The 19,587-nt window shown below is 38.4% G+C and carries 23 protein-coding genes; 5 read left to right on the forward strand and 18 right to left on the reverse strand.

Going from position 1 to position 19,587, the window contains the following annotated elements; genetic code table 11:
* The first annotated feature begins 308 nt into the window (after positions 1-308).
* Complete coding sequence (locus PI85_RS07830; RefSeq protein WP_036126515.1) at positions 309-794, forward strand: M48 family metallopeptidase; 486 nt, start codon at positions 309-311, stop codon at positions 792-794.
* A 38-nt stretch (positions 795-832) separates the two neighbouring features.
* Here PI85_RS07830 and PI85_RS07835 read toward each other — a convergent pair whose 3' ends face one another.
* The 5 genes from PI85_RS07835 to PI85_RS07855 all read right to left on the reverse strand — a co-directional run bounded on the left by PI85_RS07835 (position 833) and on the right by PI85_RS07855 (position 5,493).
* Positions 833-1,045 (reverse strand): DUF3955 domain-containing protein, encoded by a 213-nt coding sequence (locus tag PI85_RS07835; RefSeq protein ID WP_036126517.1) that lies wholly within the window; start codon positions 1,043-1,045, stop codon positions 833-835.
* Positions 1,046-1,376: 331 nt separating this feature from the next.
* On the reverse strand, positions 1,377-2,420 hold the full coding sequence (locus PI85_RS07840; RefSeq protein ID WP_036126520.1) for a phosphotransferase family protein: 1,044 nt from the start codon (positions 2,418-2,420) through the stop codon (positions 1,377-1,379).
* Positions 2,421-2,432: 12 nt separating this feature from the next.
* Positions 2,433-3,209 (reverse strand): SDR family oxidoreductase, encoded by a 777-nt coding sequence (locus tag PI85_RS07845; protein ID WP_036126522.1) that lies wholly within the window; start codon positions 3,207-3,209, stop codon positions 2,433-2,435.
* The gene (locus PI85_RS07850; protein ID WP_036126523.1) at positions 3,206-4,441 is read right to left on the reverse strand and encodes an acyl-CoA dehydrogenase family protein; all 1,236 of its coding nucleotides are present in this window, start codon (positions 4,439-4,441) and stop codon (positions 3,206-3,208) included. Before PI85_RS07850 ends, PI85_RS07845 begins: the two co-directional genes overlap by 4 nt.
* Before the next feature lie 158 nt (positions 4,442-4,599).
* Positions 4,600-5,493 (reverse strand): LysR family transcriptional regulator, encoded by an 894-nt coding sequence (locus PI85_RS07855; RefSeq protein ID WP_036126525.1) that lies wholly within the window; start codon positions 5,491-5,493, stop codon positions 4,600-4,602.
* 140 nt (positions 5,494-5,633) lie between these two features.
* On the opposite strand from PI85_RS07855, the gene hutG reads away from it, so the two are divergent.
* Together hutG and gltS are read left to right on the forward strand one after the other, a co-directional pair.
* A complete protein-coding gene (gene hutG, locus PI85_RS07860) occupies positions 5,634-6,602 on the forward strand; it encodes a formimidoylglutamase (RefSeq protein ID WP_036126527.1) in 969 nt (322 codons plus the stop codon).
* A complete protein-coding gene (gltS, locus tag PI85_RS07865; RefSeq protein WP_036126528.1) occupies positions 6,599-7,783 on the forward strand; it encodes a sodium/glutamate symporter in 1,185 nt (394 codons plus the stop codon). The genes hutG and gltS overlap by 4 nt, the downstream gene beginning before the upstream one ends.
* Before the next feature lie 204 nt (positions 7,784-7,987).
* Here the strand turns inward: gltS and PI85_RS07870 are convergent, their stop codons facing one another.
* The 9 genes from PI85_RS07870 to PI85_RS07910 all read right to left on the reverse strand — a co-directional run bounded on the left by PI85_RS07870 (position 7,988) and on the right by PI85_RS07910 (position 15,767).
* On the reverse strand, positions 7,988-9,256 hold the full coding sequence (locus tag PI85_RS07870) for a polysaccharide deacetylase family protein (protein WP_036126529.1): 1,269 nt from the start codon (positions 9,254-9,256) through the stop codon (positions 7,988-7,990).
* Between the two features lie 274 nt (positions 9,257-9,530).
* Positions 9,531-9,926, reverse strand: a complete 396-nt coding sequence (locus PI85_RS07875; RefSeq protein ID WP_036126531.1) for a VOC family protein — start codon at positions 9,924-9,926, stop codon at positions 9,531-9,533.
* Positions 9,927-9,969: 43 nt separating this feature from the next.
* Positions 9,970-10,419, reverse strand: coding sequence for an N-acetyltransferase (locus tag PI85_RS07880; RefSeq protein ID WP_036126532.1), 450 nt, complete (start codon positions 10,417-10,419; stop codon positions 9,970-9,972).
* Between the two features lie 108 nt (positions 10,420-10,527).
* A complete protein-coding gene (locus PI85_RS07885) occupies positions 10,528-11,364 on the reverse strand; it encodes a D-alanyl-D-alanine carboxypeptidase family protein (protein WP_036126533.1) in 837 nt (278 codons plus the stop codon).
* Between the two features lie 100 nt (positions 11,365-11,464).
* Positions 11,465-12,076, reverse strand: a complete 612-nt coding sequence (locus PI85_RS07890) for a histidine phosphatase family protein (RefSeq protein ID WP_036126535.1) — start codon at positions 12,074-12,076, stop codon at positions 11,465-11,467.
* Between the two features lie 56 nt (positions 12,077-12,132).
* The gene (locus PI85_RS07895) at positions 12,133-12,552 is read right to left on the reverse strand and encodes a DUF3995 domain-containing protein (protein WP_036126537.1); all 420 of its coding nucleotides are present in this window, start codon (positions 12,550-12,552) and stop codon (positions 12,133-12,135) included.
* Between the two features lie 105 nt (positions 12,553-12,657).
* A complete protein-coding gene (locus PI85_RS07900) occupies positions 12,658-13,164 on the reverse strand; it encodes a TetR/AcrR family transcriptional regulator (protein ID WP_036126539.1) in 507 nt (168 codons plus the stop codon).
* Positions 13,165-13,436: 272 nt separating this feature from the next.
* Positions 13,437-13,928 (reverse strand): DinB family protein, encoded by a 492-nt coding sequence (locus tag PI85_RS07905; RefSeq protein ID WP_036126542.1) that lies wholly within the window; start codon positions 13,926-13,928, stop codon positions 13,437-13,439.
* Positions 13,929-14,078: 150 nt separating this feature from the next.
* Complete coding sequence (locus PI85_RS07910; RefSeq protein WP_036126543.1) at positions 14,079-15,767, reverse strand: AAA family ATPase; 1,689 nt, start codon at positions 15,765-15,767, stop codon at positions 14,079-14,081.
* A 93-nt stretch (positions 15,768-15,860) separates the two neighbouring features.
* Here PI85_RS07910 and PI85_RS07915 point away from each other — a divergent pair, with 93 nt between their 5' ends.
* Positions 15,861-16,292, forward strand: coding sequence for a hypothetical protein (locus tag PI85_RS07915; protein ID WP_036126544.1), 432 nt, complete (start codon positions 15,861-15,863; stop codon positions 16,290-16,292).
* Between the two features lie 179 nt (positions 16,293-16,471).
* Here PI85_RS07915 and PI85_RS07920 read toward each other — a convergent pair whose 3' ends face one another.
* The 3 genes from PI85_RS07920 to PI85_RS07930 are packed head-to-tail and all read right to left on the reverse strand — an operon-like array spanning position 16,472 to position 17,722.
* Positions 16,472-16,786 (reverse strand): YbjQ family protein, encoded by a 315-nt coding sequence (locus tag PI85_RS07920; protein WP_036126547.1) that lies wholly within the window; start codon positions 16,784-16,786, stop codon positions 16,472-16,474.
* Positions 16,787-16,803: 17 nt separating this feature from the next.
* Positions 16,804-17,277, reverse strand: a complete 474-nt coding sequence (locus tag PI85_RS07925) for a nucleoside 2-deoxyribosyltransferase (RefSeq protein WP_036126549.1) — start codon at positions 17,275-17,277, stop codon at positions 16,804-16,806.
* A gap of 10 nt (positions 17,278-17,287) precedes the next feature.
* Positions 17,288-17,722 (reverse strand): GNAT family N-acetyltransferase, encoded by a 435-nt coding sequence (locus PI85_RS07930; protein WP_036126551.1) that lies wholly within the window; start codon positions 17,720-17,722, stop codon positions 17,288-17,290.
* A 244-nt stretch (positions 17,723-17,966) separates the two neighbouring features.
* Between PI85_RS07930 and PI85_RS07935 the strand changes: the two genes are divergently transcribed.
* Positions 17,967-19,001, forward strand: a complete 1,035-nt coding sequence (locus PI85_RS07935) for a YdcF family protein (protein ID WP_036126553.1) — start codon at positions 17,967-17,969, stop codon at positions 18,999-19,001.
* A gap of 97 nt (positions 19,002-19,098) precedes the next feature.
* On the opposite strand, the gene PI85_RS07940 is transcribed toward PI85_RS07935, so the two are convergent.
* Positions 19,099-19,575 (reverse strand): DUF4259 domain-containing protein, encoded by a 477-nt coding sequence (locus PI85_RS07940; RefSeq protein ID WP_036126555.1) that lies wholly within the window; start codon positions 19,573-19,575, stop codon positions 19,099-19,101.
* Positions 19,576-19,587: the final 12 nt, after the last annotated feature.

Genomic DNA, 19,587 nt, shown 5'->3' on the forward strand with positions numbered 1-19,587 from the left:
CTCGGTGTACAATTTGATATTACGTGCAGTACATGCTTTTTCTAGTCGTTCCAGTATGGAAATGAAACAGTCATCGATTTAACACTGGCATTTCGTCAACCATTCAGTGAGTCCTTTCTTCAACTAGCTATGTCATTTCAATTGGATGGTGGAGGGAACCCCATTTTTATGGACTCATCAGGCAATATTTTCCTTTGTGATCATGGAACAATGCAATTATTGGCTGAATCTTTCGAGCAGCTGTCGAAAAAAATTTTTTGAACGGTAACCCATATGATGCGAAACATTACAAACAAGGGGCTTAATCAATGGATAAACAATTAGAGCAAGTTCTAACATTAAGAGAAAATGGCCAGCTTAAGGAAGCCAACCAATTAATGGTGGCATTGGTCAAAGAAGAACCTGAAAATGCTTACTATCAATTTCAATGTGCCTGGACCTACGATTCTTTAGGACAAGAAAAGGAAGCTGTTCCCCACTATGAAAAAGCCATTCAATTAGGATTGGAGCCAGCTATTTTAGTGGATGCCTATCTAGGTTTAGGGAGCACGTATCGGACATTGGGGCTGTACGAACAAGCAAAACGGACATTGGAACAAGCTATACACGAATTTCCTGAAGCCGAGCATGTAAAGGTTTTTTATGCCATGACACTTTATAATCTTGGTGAACATGCAAAATCTATGAAAACATTATTGAATACATTAGTCAGCACAACCAACCATCAGGGCATTAAGGATTACAAAAAAGTTATTCATTATTATAGTGACAAGCTCGATCAAACATGGTCTTAACAAAAAAACAGGCTTCTATGAAAAGCCTGTTTTTTGCGTTATTTTGCGATATTTTGTTTTTTAAGCGTTGAAAAAAAGATCAATGTTAGTATACCGCTAAAGAAAAATAAATAGCTCAATGGGATTAAAAAGAAGTTCTTCTCCACAATTACTCCGTTTGCTAGTACCTCATCGCCAAGAATTCCTTTTATAAATAAACATAAAACACCTATCATCATAGGTATTGTTGCTAATAAATATTTCTTCATCATCTTTTCCTCCATATAATTTGTCTATTGTAAATGATCCATTTCCAAGCATATCGTCTGATTTGCTATAGCTATAATAATCCCCAACACATCTTAAGTCAATATTTTTTTATCGAAAAACAATAAATCATTATTGTTTTCAGTTTTAACAAAATGATAGAATCCAAGAACATACATTCTATCTCTCTTAATTCTTTGACGTGTGGTAGTTGAGTTATTTGAATCATTTTTGTGCGAGTGGCATTCAATAATTATATAACCTAGTGTCGGATAATCTGTTATACGATTATAAAAAAACAGCTACTTCAACGAAAAGTAACTGTTTTTCAAACGGTTAAATAGAAGCTGAAGCTTGTTTTATTAAGGCAGCGACCATTTTATCCATTTGAGCGAAGCGATCATCCTGGGTTTGCCCTTTCGCATAACGAAAATAGATTTGCTGACAAATGACTGCTAATTTGAAATACGCAAATGTACAGTAATATTGAATGTCTGACATATCTCGCCCACTTTTTTCAGCATAGCGTTCCATAAATTGCTGACGGGTATAAAATCCCGGCAATACCGTAACAGGTGGGTCGCCTAGTGCATGTAATAGCATTTTTGGATCATCCGCTTGCATCCAGTAACTCATTGCGACACCTACATCAGCAAGTGGATCCCCTACTGTGGTCATTTCCCAATCAAATAAACCAATCATTTCGGAGTAGTCCTCAGAAAACATAGCATTATTCAATTTATAGTCGTAGTGAATAATGGTTGCCTCCTCATTATGAGGAATATGTTTTTTTAACCAATCTGTTAAAGCTTTTACTTCAGCATACTCTGCTGTTTTAGCCTTATCATAGCGCTCGATCCAACCATGTACCTGTCGTTCCATAAATCCGTCAGGCTTCACCATGTCCTGTAACGGCGTGTTCTCATAAGGAATTGCATGGAGTGCTACTAATGAGTCAACCATTTTTTCAGACAGCTGACGGGCTAGTTCCTCCGTCGGTTTTATTCCTTTTGGAAAAAAGGTATCGAGGACGATACCCTTTTTTCGCTCCATTAAAAAGAAATCACTGCCAATAATGTCTCGGTCCTCCACATAAACATAAGGTTTTGGAACCACAGGTAAAAATGGATGCAAGGCCGATAAAATGGTAAACTCTCTCTTCATATCATGGGCCTTCTTGGCAACTTGGCCAAGTGGCGGTCTACGAAGGACCACTTCAAAATCAGCTATTTTCAAGCAATATGTTAAATTGGAATGACCAGCACTAAATTGTGAAATTTCCAATTGCCCCTGCGGTAGTTCAGAAAAATGGCTTTCTAAAAATGCGCGCAATTTGTCTACATCTAGGCGTTCACTTGCCCTTACTTGCATTGTATCCATCTTATCCCTCCTTTAAATAATGGCGCTCATGCCCCCATCAACAACAATGACATCCCCTGTCACATAATCTGATGCTGCCGATGCTAGAAATAACGCCACACCCTTTAAATCATTTTCGGAGCCAAGTCGTTTTAATGGTGTAGCGCCCATCAAATAATCTTGACCACGTTCAATTAATACATTGGACATTTTGGTTGGGAAAAACCCAGGGGCAATGGCATTGACATGGACACCATGAGGTCCCCATTTGACGGCTAAATCCTTCGTTAATGTTATAACAGCCCCTTTGCTGGCATTATAGGCAATGGTATCCATAAATGCAGGTAGTGTACCACCAAGCCCTGCGATGGAAGCAATATTAATAATTTTTCCGCTTTTCTGCTCTAACATGATTTTGCCGACTGCTTTGCTCATTAGGAATGTTCCATTCACATTGACATCAAATACTTTTTGCCAGGCTTCATACGGCATATCGATAGCAGGTGTTCCCCATGAGGCCCCACTGTTATTGACTAAAATATCAATTTTGCCGAACGTAGTCATCGTTTGTGCCACAACATCGGCAATATCCTCTGGTTTTGTCACATCACAGGCTAACGCTAATGTTTGAACCCCTAATTTTTCAAGAGCTGTAGCGACCTCCTCACATGCTTCCACTTTTCGCGAGCATAAGACAACATTGGCTCCAGCCTCGGCAAAGCCTTGGGCAATTTGTGCACCGAGTCCACGTCCCCCGCCTGTCACAATGGCTGTTTTCCCCTGTAAGCTAAATAACTCCATTACAGTCATTTCACCAGCTCCTTATGTTTTTTCGCGTGCTTTTTTAATTCCAGCTTGGCAACTGTATTGCGATGTACTTCATCTGGCCCATCTGCTAAACGCAATGTTCGAGAATTTGCCCACTGTGCAGCTAGTGTTGTATCAGGCCCTACACCAGCAGCTCCAAATGCCTGGATCGCTCTGTCTATAACTCTCAGTGCCATATTTGGCGCAACTACCTTAATCATTGCAATTTCTGCTTTTGCCTCTTTATTGCCAACCGTGTCCATCATATAAGCAGCCTTTAATGTTAAAAGTCTTGCTTGCTCAATATCAATACGTGACTCGGCAATACGTTCACGCATCACACCTTGATCTGCTAGAGGTCGATGAAACGCATGCCGCTCCTGTACCCGTACACACATTTCCTCTAATGCCTGTTCAGCCGCGCCAATAAGACGCATACAATGATGAATTCTTCCTGGGCCCAATCGACCTTGGGCAATGGCAAAGCCTTTTCCCTCTCCCCATAAAATATTGTCTACAGGTACGCGTACATTCGTAAAGGTAACCTCTCCATGTCCCTCTGGTGCATGATCATAGCCAAATGCCGTTAACATGCGCTCCACTATTACTCCTGGCGTATCCATTGGTACAAGAATCATAGATTGTTGCTCATGAATAGGCGCCGTTGAATCTTTATGTTTACCCATAAAAATAGCTATTTTACAGCGCGGGTCGCCAGCACCAGTTGTCCACCATTTATGACCATTTAAAATATATTCATCGCCATCTCGTTCAATACTTGCCTCAATATTCGTAGCATCACTCGACGCGACTGCAGGTTCAGTCATCGCAAAGCAAGATCGTATTTCCCCACGCAATAACGGTTCCAGCCATTGCTTCTTTTGTTGTGTGGAACCATAGCGAACTAGCACCTCCATATTACCTGTATCAGGTGCATTACAATTAAACACTTCCGGTGCCAAAAGAGAACGTCCCATAATTTCACATAATGGAGCATATTCTAGATTTGTTAAACCCGCTCCATATTCACTATCTGGTAGAAATAAATTCCATAAGCCTGCTTCCTGCGCTTTCTGCTTTAGCTCATCCATAATGGGCGGAATCGCTCCCCAACGATCCTCCATCGCCTCGATTTGTGCAGCATAAACGGCCTCATTCGGGTAGATGTATTGCTCCATAAAATTCGTCAGCTTATCCTGTAACTTCACAACTTTTTCACTATAGGAAAAATTCATTGGAAGAAACCCCCTTTGCTTGAACTCCGAAAAAAATGAATGATTGTTCATTTTTATTCTTACATTAAATGTTACCGCTATTTTTCTAGTAAATCAATTCCATTTCATGAATTTTCTAATTAAAAGGAAAATTTCATGTATAGAACAATTGGATTAGTTTACATTGGTTTCGTTTCGAAAAATTGCAGCACATCTTTCAGTAATTGACGGATAGCAAAAGGTAAATGGCGATTTTTTAAGTACACCAAATACACATTCCGACATAGATTCGCTCCTTCAATTTCCTTTTTAACAATGGTTTTAGCTGTCGGGCCTTGTAAATAGTTTTCTGGCAAGATGGTTATCCCTAAATTTTCTCTTACAAGAGATACAGCCGTTTCAAAACGTTCAATTTCAAATTGAATATCAATGCTCTTCCCTGCTTGTTCAAAAGTATTCAAAATATCACGTCTTGTTTGAAACCCCTCTGTACTTATAATAAAAGGCTCTGCACTAATGTCTGAAATCGATAAAGTTTCTTTCTTCGCTAACGGATGATGTAGAGGTAAAACAGCTACTAAACGTTCCTCATATAAGGTCTTAACTTCAAGCTCAGGATCATCCATTAGCTGATTGGTAATAATTAAATGGGTTTTATAGCTTTTCAAGGATTTTTTTACACGCTTACTGCCTAAAATATCTACCAAATGGATTATCATTTGCGGATAGTCTTTTTTATAGTTAGCAATTACTTTAGGAAGCCAATGCTTGATTGATTCCATCACACCAATGGTAATTTCACTCGTGCCATGTACAACGACTTCATCCATCTCTATTTTTAACACTTCCATATTTTTCACAATAACTTTTGCACGTTCAAATAATACCTCACCCGCTTCCGTTAACTGCAGATTTCTAGTATTTCTGTCTAACAAGGGCGTGCCAATCTCATGTTCTAATTTTTTGATGGCATTGCTTAAGGAAGGCTGCGAAATATGCAGTCTTTCTGCGGCTTTTGAGAAATTCATATGCTCTGAAACAGCAATAAAATATTGTAATTGTTTAATATCCAATACGGTGATCCTCCCTCATTTATAGTTTAAAGCTATAGATTAATATTAATTATATATTAGTAATTATAATTATGTGAATATATAATGAATTACAACAATATTTTTACTACAATAATATTTGCAATGGGGATGATAAGATTATGTACACAATGACAGATCAAAAACAATGGAAAGGCCGTATAGATTCAACAACAAATAAAAGCAGTTTCCGTTTACACCAACAAGTAAAACGAATCGCGATTAATGATGTAAGCGCTTCAGATAAGAAAAGTGCTGCAATGGTTGGCTTTATTTGCGATGAGGGTGTACGTCGAAATCAAGGTCGAGTAGGAGCAGCAAATGGACCAAACGCACTACGTGAAGGACTTTCTAGTTTACCGTGGACGTTTGAGGAGGAGCAACAAATCATTGATGTAGGGAACATCATTTGTCTCAATCACGCACTAGAGGAGGCACAGCGAGAGCTTGGTGATGTTGTTAGCACCCTCCTACAAAAGAAATTACAATGTGTCGTGCTCGGTGGCGGTCACGAAACACTGTATGGTCATTATTTAGGTGTTCGTGCGGCATTACCAAAGGAAGCGAAAATCGGCATTATCAATATCGATGCTCATTTTGATTTACGACCATATGACGAGCAGCCTTCTTCTGGTACAATGTTCCGTCAAATTTTAGAGCAAGACCCATATGTCGATTATTTTGTTGTTGGAGTACAACGCTATGGCAATACAAAAGAGCTGTTCGAAAAAGCGGATGAGCTACAAGTGAAGTATGTAGTAGAAGATGACATGACATCATCGGCCAATCTTCAGCCATTAATGGATGATTTACAAAATTATATGGATCAACATGATTATGTGCTTCTAACATTATGTATGGATGTATTAAGCGCAGCATCGGCACCAGGCGTAAGTGCACCTTCACCGTTTGGACTTGAACCGACAACTGTGCGTACGATTCTTCAAAAGGTAACTTCGCATCCACATACACACTCTTTTGATATTTGTGAGGTTAATCCGTCATTAGATGAAAACGGACGTACGGTGAAATTAGGTGCTTATTTTGTCTATGAAGCACTGAACAACTTACTTGGGGGGCAAGGTTCATGATCGAAATCAATCAAATTACAACGGTGTTTCTAGCCGTTGCACTCTTTGCATTAGGTGGCTTTCTCATTAATAAAATTGGATTCTTAAAACGTTTTTGTATTCCAGCACCAGTGGTCGGTGGCTTGCTGTTTGCTGCACTTGCGACCATTTTAAAGACTACAGGAACTTTAGAAATATCACTGGATACATCATTACAAAGTTTATTTATGATTACGTTTTTCACAACTATCGGCTTAGGAGCAAGCTTTAAGCTAGTTAGACTTGGTGGAAAATTACTTATAATTTACTGGCTAGCATGTGGCTTCCTTGCCCTCATGCAAAATGTCATTGGCGTTTCTCTTGCGTCACTAATGGGGATTCATCCTCTCATCGGTATGATGGCCGGTGCTGTGTCCATGGAAGGCGGCCATGGTGCTGCAGCAGCATTTGGACAAACATTAGAAGATTTGGGTATTTCCTCAGCAATGACAATCGGTGCTGCGGCTGCAACTTGTGGTTTAGTAGCTGGTGGTTTAATTGGTGGGCCAATCGTGAAATATTTAGTTAGTAAATACAATTTAACACCCGATGAACAAGAGGCTGAAGAAATCGAATATGAAAATAAACATGAACAAATTACATCTGATTCATTCTTTACACAAGTCTTATTAATTACTTTCTGTATGGCTGTCGGTACCTATGTTGGAACATTATTCTCTGAAGCGACAGGATTCGTTTTGCCAGGCTATGTAGGAGCTATGTTCGTAGCAGTCTTAGTCCGCAATATTATGGATAAATTTAAACCAGAAGCAATCAATATGAAGAGTATCTCATTAATTGGAGATGTAACATTAGGTGTTTTCCTTTCAATGGCTCTAATGAGTATTAAATTATGGGAAATTGCAGATTTAGCACTTCCATTATTTATCATCGTCTTTGCGCAAGTATTCTTTATTGTTGTATTTAGCACTTTCGTCTTGTTTAAATTACTCGGCAAAAACTATGATGCGGCCGTGATGGTTGCTGGTTTCGCAGGACATGGTCTAGGAGCAACACCGAATGCCATGGCCAATATGTCAGCCGTTGTCCAACGCTTCGGTCCTTCTAAAAAAGCCTTTCTCGTTGTACCAATTGTAGGCGCATTTTTAATCGACGTGTTTGGTATTCCTATTATTATTACAACTATTAATTTATTTAAATAAAAACAAGCCGTACTTTGGTCTCTAAAAGACTAGTACGGCTTTTTCTATGATTATTCCGCTTCACGTAAACTCAACTCTAAAAGTTCTTACTGCTGAAATTACTAGCTGAGCGTCGCCCCTATTGTATACGGGGTTCACAGAACGGATTCATCGAAAAAAATCTAAGTCAACAAAATATCAGACTTAGATTTTAGGTCGTATATATTATTGTAAAATTTCACTAACCGTAACAAATTCATAGCCTTGCTTTTGTAAGTAGAGAAGGACATTATCTAAACCATTGGCAGTCGTTTGATGGATATCATGCATTAAAATAATACTGCCGTCTTTTACAGATGCTTTCACATACGCTAAAATTTTATCTGGATTATGATGCTTCCAATCAAGCGTATCAATTGACCATAGGATCGATGGAATTGTCATTACCGAACGAACTTGATCATTTGTCGCCCCATATGGTGGACGGAAAACAGTTGGATACTGACCAATTGCTGCATAGATGGCATTGCTTGTGCCATTTACTTCTTGCTTGACACCAGCGATGGATAATGCAGTTAATTTTTTATGGTTGGATGTATGATTGCCAATTTCATGCCCGGCATCATAGATATGCTTGACGATTGTAGCGTTTTTTGCAACATTTTTCCCTACCATAAAAAATGTTGCCTTTGCATCGTATTTTTGTAATGTAGCTAAAATTTGTGGTGTTACTTTGGCATCTGGTCCATCATCAAAGGTTAACGCTACACGTTTTTTTGAACCCTTTGGTGCTGGCACCCCTTTATTATAAACTTTATTATTAGTAAGCTGGATATTGGCTAATTCAGAAGCTTTGACATACCCTTTTTGGTCGCCCGCTTCTACATAAGCCCAACCCGCCAGCGTTATGTAATGCTGCACAGTCATCTTATTAGCAATTGTTCCTAGAACTTCTCCATTTGGACTAGCCGTCAAGCGTAACTCAGCACCATTTGGAGCATTAATTTGTTTCTTTGTTGGTACAGGTTTCTTTAGGGCAATTGTTGCTACATAGCCTATATCCTCTCCATATTGGACGAAAGACCAACCACCGGGTGCTGTACCATAGACATAAACCATGCGTCCTTCATATAGTTGACCAATATGCTGAGCATTTTGACTTGGTTCCGTAAATAAAGTAGTGCCACCCTGCTGAATAACTAAGTAGCCCTCAGACTTTACCTTCACTAAAACGTCAGATGTTACATAGCCCGCCAGCTCTGGCGTTTGAATATGTGTCCACCCTTTACTTGCTTGTGTCACTTGGACGAAGCTACCTTTCGCAACTTCACCGATTTCCGCGCTATTTGTGGATGGCTCCTCGTAAATAACCGCATCTTTATTGATCTTTTGAATCTTCACTGATCCTTCAGCACTTGCTGACAGCTGCCCTACCATTAAGCCTAGTAAAAACGTCAAGCAAAAAGCATACACATAAGGTAAAGATTTTTTCATTATTCTACACCGCCCTTGATGTCTTTCCATGTCTGTAAATTGCTAAGATTTAACTTTAATTATAGAGGAATCGTCTATACCAGAAAATAGTTATAATCAACCAGATTCCAAATTCAAGTTTGTTAGAAAGGCATGGATACAGTACTCCTACCCTATTTTCTATAAAACTAGTCATCAATCAAGTTGATTTCAGTACCATGTGTGTTGCTTCGATAAAGAATAGTGATTGCCTCTAGTAGTTGCAATTCGAATAAACCTGCCTTAAGCACAACAATTACGGTGCTACTAATTCAACCTTTATTCTATCAGGGTCCTCAAAATAAACAGCGTAATGCTCTTCTCCCCCTCCAAATGGATGCTTATTAGCATAAAGAATAGGAACGCCCTTTTCTTCTAATTGCTTTGTTATAGCATCAACCTGTTGCCTCGAACTTGCATGGAATGCCAAATGATTTAAACCTACACGACTTCGATGATAAGCGATATCCATAAACTTTTCGTTCGTTTGGACAAAAACAATATAGGTGTCGTCTATTTTCCAGCTCCGACCACTTTCCCATTCCTGATAAGGTTGATAACCCAATTCCTCTAAAAACCATCCCCAAAAATGTATGGTGTTTTTCAAATTAGAAACATTTATTTCTATATGGTGAATAAGTCCTTGTGACAAATGGATAACCTCCTTTTCAACAAAGTTTTGAACTGCTAAATTTTCATTTATCTATCCATTCATATTGAATATCTGGTAAATTCTCTTCATTTTCATGTCCTCTTCCAATGATGGTAAATCCATTCTTTTCATAAAACAGTTGTGCGTTTTTATTTACTTCGAACGTAAATAACGTTAATCTTCCACTTGATTGTTTTTTTACATGGTCTAATAATGTTTGGCCTACTCCTAATCCTTGATAATCAATATGAATATAGAGCTGACTAATCTCCTTCTCGTTATAAGCAATCATTCCGATTACTTGATTATCCATGAACGCTAAATTGATTTGAAATGCTTCAAGTAATATATGGTTTAAAAAATAAATGTGGCTTTCCATGCTATGCTGTTCTTCCTGCCCAATAGCCTGTTTCTTGCTGTCTCGCCACATCAACACTGTTTGTTCCGCATATATGGGATCATATGGGATGATTTTAAATGGGTGTTGGTTCACTACGACTCTACCTCCATAGCATTTGGTAACTGCTAGATAATTTCTTCCATTCCTTGCAAACATGTATAGTTTAACATAAATAGCCAATCATTCGTGAGTTATGCCCTATTAAAGAGCATCGTAGGCTGTCAAAGCATCTTCGATATGTGGGGGTGGTGTCCAAGCATAACCTGGAGCATTTGTCGTAATGAATAGAAATTTACGTCCATCTTTTTCCATTAATGATGCTAGACATAACCCTGCTTCTGGCGTATATCCCGTTTTTCCACCCAAAATTGTTCCATCCATGCTAGGCATTCTCGTAAATAATGAATTTGCTATTAGCAATTCTGTTGGAACATGTGTCGTGTAAGCTTTCGAAGTAAAAATTTGATAAAAGGTCGGGTTTTCTAATGCATAACGGAGAAGCTTACTCATATCCTGTAAGCTTGATACATGTGCCTCATCATGTAGGCCGCTTGTATTGACAAAATGCGTTGCGTCCATGCCAAGTTCCTGTGCTTTATTGTTCATGTAAATGACGAATTCATCCTCGCTGCCAGCTATGGCTTCAGCCAGTGTAGCCGTTGCATCTGCACCTGATGCAAGCAATGTGCCGTATAACAAATCTTCAATCGTGACAAAATCTCCTGCATGAAAGCCTGCCATAGAGGCATTTTGAGCGGTGTATTTGGCAATTGTTTGAGGTTTGACGATCGTTTGCATTTGTAAATCATCCGTCATTTCAATTGCAACAATAGCAGTCATAATTTTTGTTAATGAAGCAGGATATATGATGGCATCCGCATTTTTTTCATATAATACATCGCCCTGTTCATTAAGTAGCAAAGCATTTTTACTATGTAAGGACGGTAGCTCAAGATGTGCAAACTCTTGTGTTTTGTTTGTATCATATAATACGAAAATCACGATAACCAAACAGCAAAATAAGACCCATTTTTTCATAAAAAAACGCCTCCTACACAATTATAATAGGCGGCAATTTTGAATATTCCTTAAGTTTGAATAAAAGCAAAGAAGGAAAGGCTCCAATACGCTTAATCCGTTAATAGACATCTTCGAAATTAGAACAAATTCTTGTCACTTCTTGATTAGCTAATTTAAAAAACACATCTTGAGAAACCTCTAATTGAAGTGCATCTTCTTTATGAAGTCCTGCATAAATCCCTCGTAAAATACGACCTGTTAGACCGTGTGAAACAACGACTACCTTTGGATGATGTTGAATCTCTTTAAACCAAGAGGACAGTCTGCTCACTACCGCTTCATAACTTTCCCCATCTGGCGCATGGAAATACCAATTAAAAGCATCTGTGTTTGTCAATAAATCTGGCCACGTTTGCTGAATGTCTGACATTTTCAAACCAGCCCATTGCCCAACTGCCACTTCTGTTAATCGTTGCTCAAACTCCACCTGATTGTAATCGTAGCCAAGCGTTTCACAAAGTATTTTTGTGCTCTCCACGGCTCTTCCGAGTGGGCTTGAAATAATTTTCCAATCATGAGCATGACCAATGAAGGTTTTCAGCATACGAGCATTTTGTTGCACTTGCTCACGACCAAGCTCCGTTAGTGGCGAATCTAGCTGTCCTTGATATCTTCCCTGCGTATTATATTCAGTCTCGCCATGACGAAGTAAGTAAATCATTTGCTGCATTAATTGGTTCCCCCTATTCATTCGCTTACTCTCATCATATTAGAGGATTCATTCTTTTAAAGCAATAACATGATATAGACGAAGCTCAAAAACAAACATAAGGGGCTGTATAGCTTCGTATCATTTTTAGCGAATGGAGAATGCTTGATTGTTTTAAAAAAACCAACATATTTAAAATCACCAATTGCTCGTATACAAAAAACAATAGCACAGGCGATAGATCCTACTTTAGAATAGGTAGAGGCAGGTAAAGCTGTCATATAGCCCCCTTGGACAAGAATGATAATGCTGGCTAATAGAACTAGCAAAGCCACACAGAGTGTTTCCCCTTTTCTAGGACTAAAAGCTGCTTGTAGACTGCCTTCTTTGCTGGGGATAACTGCTCCAGTCCCCCATTGCCCACCGAATGCCCAATACACATGAATGATACTAATCAGCCATAATAGACACACTGAAACTAATGATAAAATAAACATAATTAGTTCCTCCTTTCCCATCAACAACATACGCCACCGTATGTTCAGGGGGTAAATAGGGTCCCTAAAGAATTGATATTGACTCTCATAGGGACATCCTAATTTCTATAACAGTAGCTTCACCATTTTCTCTAAATCAAAATGGGGGTTGGCTTCATATCGAGTCATCCAGCCAACATAGCTTAAATAAGCTAGCCTTGCTCGATCGATTGCTTGTTCACCATCCATCCCTTTTTTTTGATAAAGCTTGGCGACACAGTCAATTCGTTGTTCTTCAATTCGAACAATTCGAGTAGCGACATGCGCATCATATTTAGACCAAGCATAGATACCCATTTCTACTTTCTTATCTTTATGAAAGCTTATGCGTAGGAGCTGCTCCAAAGTAGCCCCTTCCTGCTCCATACTTTCAATAATGGCTTTTGTCGCATGTGTTTCCCAATAATCAAACATGGCATCTAATAGTTCTTGATGATCCCGAAAATAATGATAAAAGCTGCCTTTACTAATGTTTAAGGATCGAGCTAGTGCCTCGATACGTACTTTATGTATACCGTCTTCTGCTAATTGTTGTAGGGCAGCTTTTATCCAATCATCTCTCGTTACTTGCATGCTCATTCTCCTTAAAAATACGATGGCGTATGTTTTGTCTTATATTACCATCTTATTTTTAATTCTTCAACTTTTCTCGCCCTTATGATGTACATTGATATGATTATTCACCGTAAAATTGATGGTGATTACACGTGGTAAGATAGCACATACTAGCATAATAGCTATTAGCTTTTTCATTTATTTCCACCTTTTTTTCGGAATTGTTATTGCTCTGGTATAAAATATAGGAACATCCGATTTAGACATTCCTATTCTCTACAGAATCCTTTTTAACAGTCACGTTGCCCTGGCCAAACATCCTGCATTTTACTTAGCAAGACAATTTGCCCAATATGATAGGCGTCATGCATGGCTATACTTTTCAGCTCAAGCACTAATGTTCGTTCTCCACGGACCTCTCTATCTAAATCCTCTTGTGCTGACTTTGCTAGTATTTTTTCAAGTTCGCGGTGTATATACAAATATTCCTCTTTTGTTTCCTTCCAATTTTGCAACGTCAAAGTTGGTAAACGGAAAGTAGCGTCATTATTTTCTGCCTGCGGTTCATTCTCTGTTTCATCAAGATATCGCATGAGAAGTCGCTTTTTAAAGAAAAGTAAATGACAAACTATTTCCCAAATGGAATTCGTTGCCCCCTCAGTTGGTTTCCAAGTCGCCTGTTCAAGCGTAATATCCTCTAGCACTTTTTCAAGCGGTGGAAACCAGTCTTCTTGATCTAAGCAGCTAGTCCATTGTTGCAATAAAAGCGTCTTTACATCCATTTTCTTGTCACTCCCATTTGGTATTTAGTATACGAGACTACGAATTAAGTTTTTTTACTTTTGCTCATCACACTTTACACTAGCTAAGGCTTTTAATTTGATTATCCACTAGCCGACTTGCTCTAGAGCAGACGGTCAACCAGACTATCTTTAAAAAGTATTATCAAATAAATTTTCTGCCATGCCCAATAAGATATCATGCTCCTCAAATGTCATCAGCTGTTCTTTTGTAATCGATGCCTGTTGAATTAGTCGGTTTGATTGGATGGTTACCAGTTTTTCAAACAAGTTTCGAATATAACGACCGTTCGAGAAATTAGGGATGCTTTCAATTGGTATTTGATCTAGCTGCCTTTTCATATGATGTGCAAAGGATTCACCATATTGATAGTCATTCGTATGACAAAGCATAGCAAAAATCTCATAGAGTTCCTGCGTAGTAAAATTATCAAATTGTACAAAATGATTAAAACGTGATTTAAAGCCTGGGTTGGATTGTAAAAATTCCTCCATCAGCTCTGTATAACCGGCAACGATGATTACTAAGTCATCTCGTAAATCTTCCATAGCTTTTAATAAACTATCAATGGCTTCCTTGCCAAACGCATCTTGTTTATCATTGATCAAGGAATAGGCTTCATCAATAAAAAGAACACCTCCTTTTGCTTTATGGACCACTTCTTGAACTTTTAACGCTGTTTGTCCCACATATCCTGCCACAAGCCCTGCACGATCTGTTTCCACAAAATGACCGCTTGATAGGACACCAAGATGTTTATAAATGTGACCAATAATACGTGCCACTGTTGTTTTACCTGTGCCCGGATTACCAGAGAAAACAAGATGATAGGTAATAGGAAAACTTGTTAAGCCATGATCCACCCGCAAACTTTGAATTTTAATAAAATTGATTAAATTATGCAATTCCTTTTTGGCATTGGGTAGACCTACAAGGCTATCTAGCTGCATTTGTAGTTTCTCTATCTCCTGCTCGATTTCAGGTGTAATCCGCAGCCGTTCATCATCGATAAATTCGCCACTGTAAATGATCTTTCCTTCTTCGTTATAAAAGTCCCCACGTCCATGCTTTTTGCCATGCACCAGCTCTCCTATATAAGAGGCTTGTCCATTTGCATAATAAAGTACCCCTTGTCCGGTCATCGCATCCTCTTTAAATTGCCCCTCCGCTTCTAGAACCCCTTGCCGAGAATAGATTTTCCCTTTACCATGCTTCATATCTTCAAAGAAGTAGCCATCATAGCGGAGCGCTGTCACACCAATGGAAAGCTCCTCGGCTGTCGGTGATTCAGTAGGATAATAGAGCTTCCCTGCCCCCTGCATATGATGCCAAATAAAATCACCCTCGTATTGTAAAAAACCATTTGGATAGTATTGTTTGCCTTTGCCCTTTTTCATGCCATGAACAAAATCACCCTCGTACTGTGGCTGATTTAAATGAGGATATTGTTCGCGCAAAGCTCGATAAGGGGCAATAAGATCCTCTTCATAATATAAAATACCGTAACCATCCATTAAATCATTCCGAAAATGACCTTCATAATGAATGGAACCGTCCTTATATAAAATGCCATGACCTTGTTTTTTATTTTGAATAAATTCGCCCTGATAAATAAGTTGCCCTTTTAAATACATAATGCCATTTCCTTGTTTCATATGATTGACGAATTCACCCTCGAATAATCGTTCACCATCTTGGTCAAATAATATGCCCTTGCCATCATAAATATCGTGGCCGAAATCATTTTTTTTGACACCACCTTGATACATGATCGTTCCATCTGGGTAAAAAAGTTCTTTTTCTGCATGATTATGTGCCATTTTATTGCCTTCCTTTGTCATTTCAGTATATGCTCAATTATAGCGTGGATAAGAATACATATGTGCGAATTTTTAGAATTTAAGGAGAAGAGCATGAAAAAAAGATATAAAATACTTCTAGGCATTTTACTACCTCTACTTATTCTGTATATCTCTACAATGCTGTTAACGCGTGATACGGATTTTTCAAAGGAGGTTACGGAACGTCTTGATGTAGAGGAAATTAAGTCGATTGAAATTATTCGTGCCTCAGATGAAAAAACAATAATGATAACAGATGAAGCTGAAATGAATCAAATCATGCAGCAATTAAACGAGCAACCATTAAAAAAGGTATGGTTTACTAAATCTAATTTTAAAGAGGCATATTGGATCACTTTAGCCATTAATGGCGACCGAGAAGTTGGCTTACGTTTAGATGATGCCGAGCATTTATTCGTTTATTTATATGAGGAAAATTACATGAAGGATTACAAGCTTACTAGTGATTTCGATACGTCATTCATGGAACAGCTTTTTCAATAACATAAACATAGACAACACTCCATGCTAATGATGATTCATGTCAAAGATATACGTTCAAATACCTTTTTGAAGGTTCATTAAACAAAATAGGTTGAATTTGTGACATAATCAACAAAAATTTTACATTAATGCGGAATAAAAAAGGACTTTAATCCATTCGATTAAAGTCCTCTTACAATTTATTTTAATTTGACAGCCGTGCCATATACCAATACTTCTGATGTGCCATCCATCACGGAAGACGTTGCATAGCGTACGCCAACAACTGCATCTGCGCCTATTTGTTTGGCCTCTTCCTCCATTGCCTGTGTGGCAATTTCACGGGAGCGCACTAGCATTTCAGCATACTCTTTCATCTCTCCGCCCACAATATTTCGAAGACCAGCCATCATATCACGCCCAATGTTTCTTGACTGTACAGAATTCCCCTTCACTAAACCTAATGTTTCAACCACTTCTTTTCCTGCCACCACATCGGATGTTGCTAATAGCATCGTTTTTCCTCCTCATATTACAATTTTTGAATAGCTTCCACAGCCCCTTCAATAGAAGCTGTAATAACTCCATTACGTTTAATTAAGCCGATTACAAATAAATTACGGTAGACAAATTGATTCTCAAGCCCATCTCGTACCAATGCCTCTATTTTTTGCATATTGTCACGCCCTTGTTGACGAACATCTGTCAGTACACCAATAATAGGACGATTCAGCATAGAAAACGCCCCAATTTCAGCGGCTACACCAGAATCAATCTCAACCCCATCTAATACGGCAATTAATACATCACTATTTTGTAGCATTTCTAAGTCTGCCTGAGCAATCGCTAAACTATCCGCATAAGCTGATTTATCATTAATAGCATCATTCTCCTGCGGAACATATAAGGCAATGCCTGGTACTGCTTTACGAATTGCTGCGGCTAGTTGTTCATTTACTAAACGATCTCCTAAAGAAAATAATCCATTTGCTAAATATGCTTTCATGTTGAACTCCTCAATCTATTGTTTTTTCAAAAATGATTTTATGTCTTCCCTTTTCATCCACAAATGTGGAAGCAATATCAAAACCATGCTTGAGATTGGCGATGAGCATGGTTTTGAATGTATTTCTGCCATATGTACGAACTTTGTCAAAGCCTAGTGTTTTAATATGTTCATGCTGTTTTTTCATTAATTGGCTAGCTATCCCCTGACCGCGCTTCGTGACATGAACACCACCCAACCAACTATAAAATACACCATCTGGATGTGGATATCCTAGTTTAAAGCCGATGACACTTGCATCCTCCACCGCCAAGAGGCAAAGGAGGCCCTCTTTCTTCGCTAACTTTTCAACCGCTAGCTTAGCACCATCAAAAACATGGGCGTGAAGTTCTTGCAATGAGTTGAGCCAATCATAGGGTAGACCTTCTATCGTCACAATATACATGTTCATCACCTCTATCTGTTTGATAGTATAACAGAAATACTTTACCTTCGTGATACTTGAACAAACAGAGCGAGAGCAAGAATCGTTTGTTCTGGATATACTTTTCAAGAAATCGATGCTATGCCATTCCATCTTGGAAGGGTCTAAGGCATTGCTCATGCTGGAAGTTAGTTGATTTCAGCTAATAATTCCTTATAATAGAAAGATATCATCCATCCACAACATCACTAGAGGTGTATTTTTTATGTATTTTGGCATTATTCCACTAATTTTATTGTTCATTTTTCTCTTTTCTTATTGGAAAGATCCGAGAAAGATGATGAACGGACTACTATTTAATATGTTTGTCTGTTCATTTCTGTTATTCTGCTTCATTGTTTCCTTTTCATCGGATCTTTACTTTTTAAGAATGGCTGTCGTTATTCCACTAATTGCCCTTTTTCTCCTGATTCCCTTTGCAATTATTGCTTTAATGTTTGGCCTGTTTTTAAACGCTAGAGTTTTAATGAAACGGGAAGGTAGACGCTTGGCTAATTCATTAACCTTGCTAGTAGCCATTGGCATTTTATTATTTATGCTGTTACCAATAATCAATCCAGCTAGCTTATTTTCAAGCCATCTCCAACCGATATTTGCTGGTATATCGCTTATTACATTTTATTTCTTTATCCATTTATCTAATTTCTTATCAGCTTATTTTCTCTATCAATTTAATCGTCCCAAGTATAATCAAGATTTTATCATTGTACTGGGAAGTGGCTTAATTAATGATAAGGTACCGCCCCTGTTAGCTAGCCGCATTCAAAAAGCAATCGATTTCTATCATAGACAAGCTGCAGTAAGTACTCCTCCAACGATCATCTTGTCTGGTGGTCAAGGAGCTGATGAGAATCTACCTGAAGCAGAAGCCATGCAAAGGTATGCGATTGAAAAGGGGATTCCTATTGAGCATACGCTACAAGAAAATCGTTCTGTCAATACGTATCAAAACATGTTATTTTCAAAGCAAATTATGGACGATATCAAACAAGGCGAGGCATATAACAGTATCTTCACAACCAATAATTTCCACTTATTTCGTGCAGGAATTTATGCCAGACTTGCTGGCTTAAACAGTCAGGGCATTGGCGCGAAAACAGCCTTTTACTATTGGCCTAATGCCATGATTCGTGAATATGTAGCGATTGTTGTTTTAGAACGGAAACGACATATGAAACTGATTGCCCCCATCATTATTATGACCATTTTATTAGCCCTATTCAGCTTTTTCTTTGTCTAAACTGTTGAAAGGATTCAATACGTTTACGTATTTGAATCCTTTCATTGTATTTTTATAGCCAGCCTATAGAAGCTCTTTATCTTGTAAAGGTTATTTTCTATCGGCTCATTTGTTGCAAGCGGCTAATATCTAGCTCTACTCTCTGTATAAGATAGGCAAGATTAGATGACCATTCCAGCCAATTATCAGACTCACGCCATAGTTCTATAATTTCTCTTTCTTCGTATTGATCTGGAATCTCATTCTTAATGTCTTTCAGATATTTTAAAATAAATGCCAACGAGTCTTCATCTGGCAGCAGTTGCTTTTGTGAATGAACGCTTTTATGACCACAAAATTCTCCACTATCGAGATAGTCAATATAAAGCTCTGCTAACGCCATTGCACTAACATCAAAGAAAAAGTCAATATCATCTAAGGTCTCTCCAAAAAATCCTTTACTCTTCATTTTTTGTACAATGTTCGATAATGGTACATACTTTGATTCTTGATGATGTTCTATATAATCCCGTAACATGCCAACTACATCTAAACCTTCATCGCATTCCAACGCTTTATAGCCCCATGCACCCATCGTGTAGCACCT

It is taken from the genome of Lysinibacillus sp. A1, assembly GCF_000801965.1.
GTDB lineage: Bacteria > Bacillota > Bacilli > Bacillales_A > Planococcaceae > Lysinibacillus > Lysinibacillus fusiformis.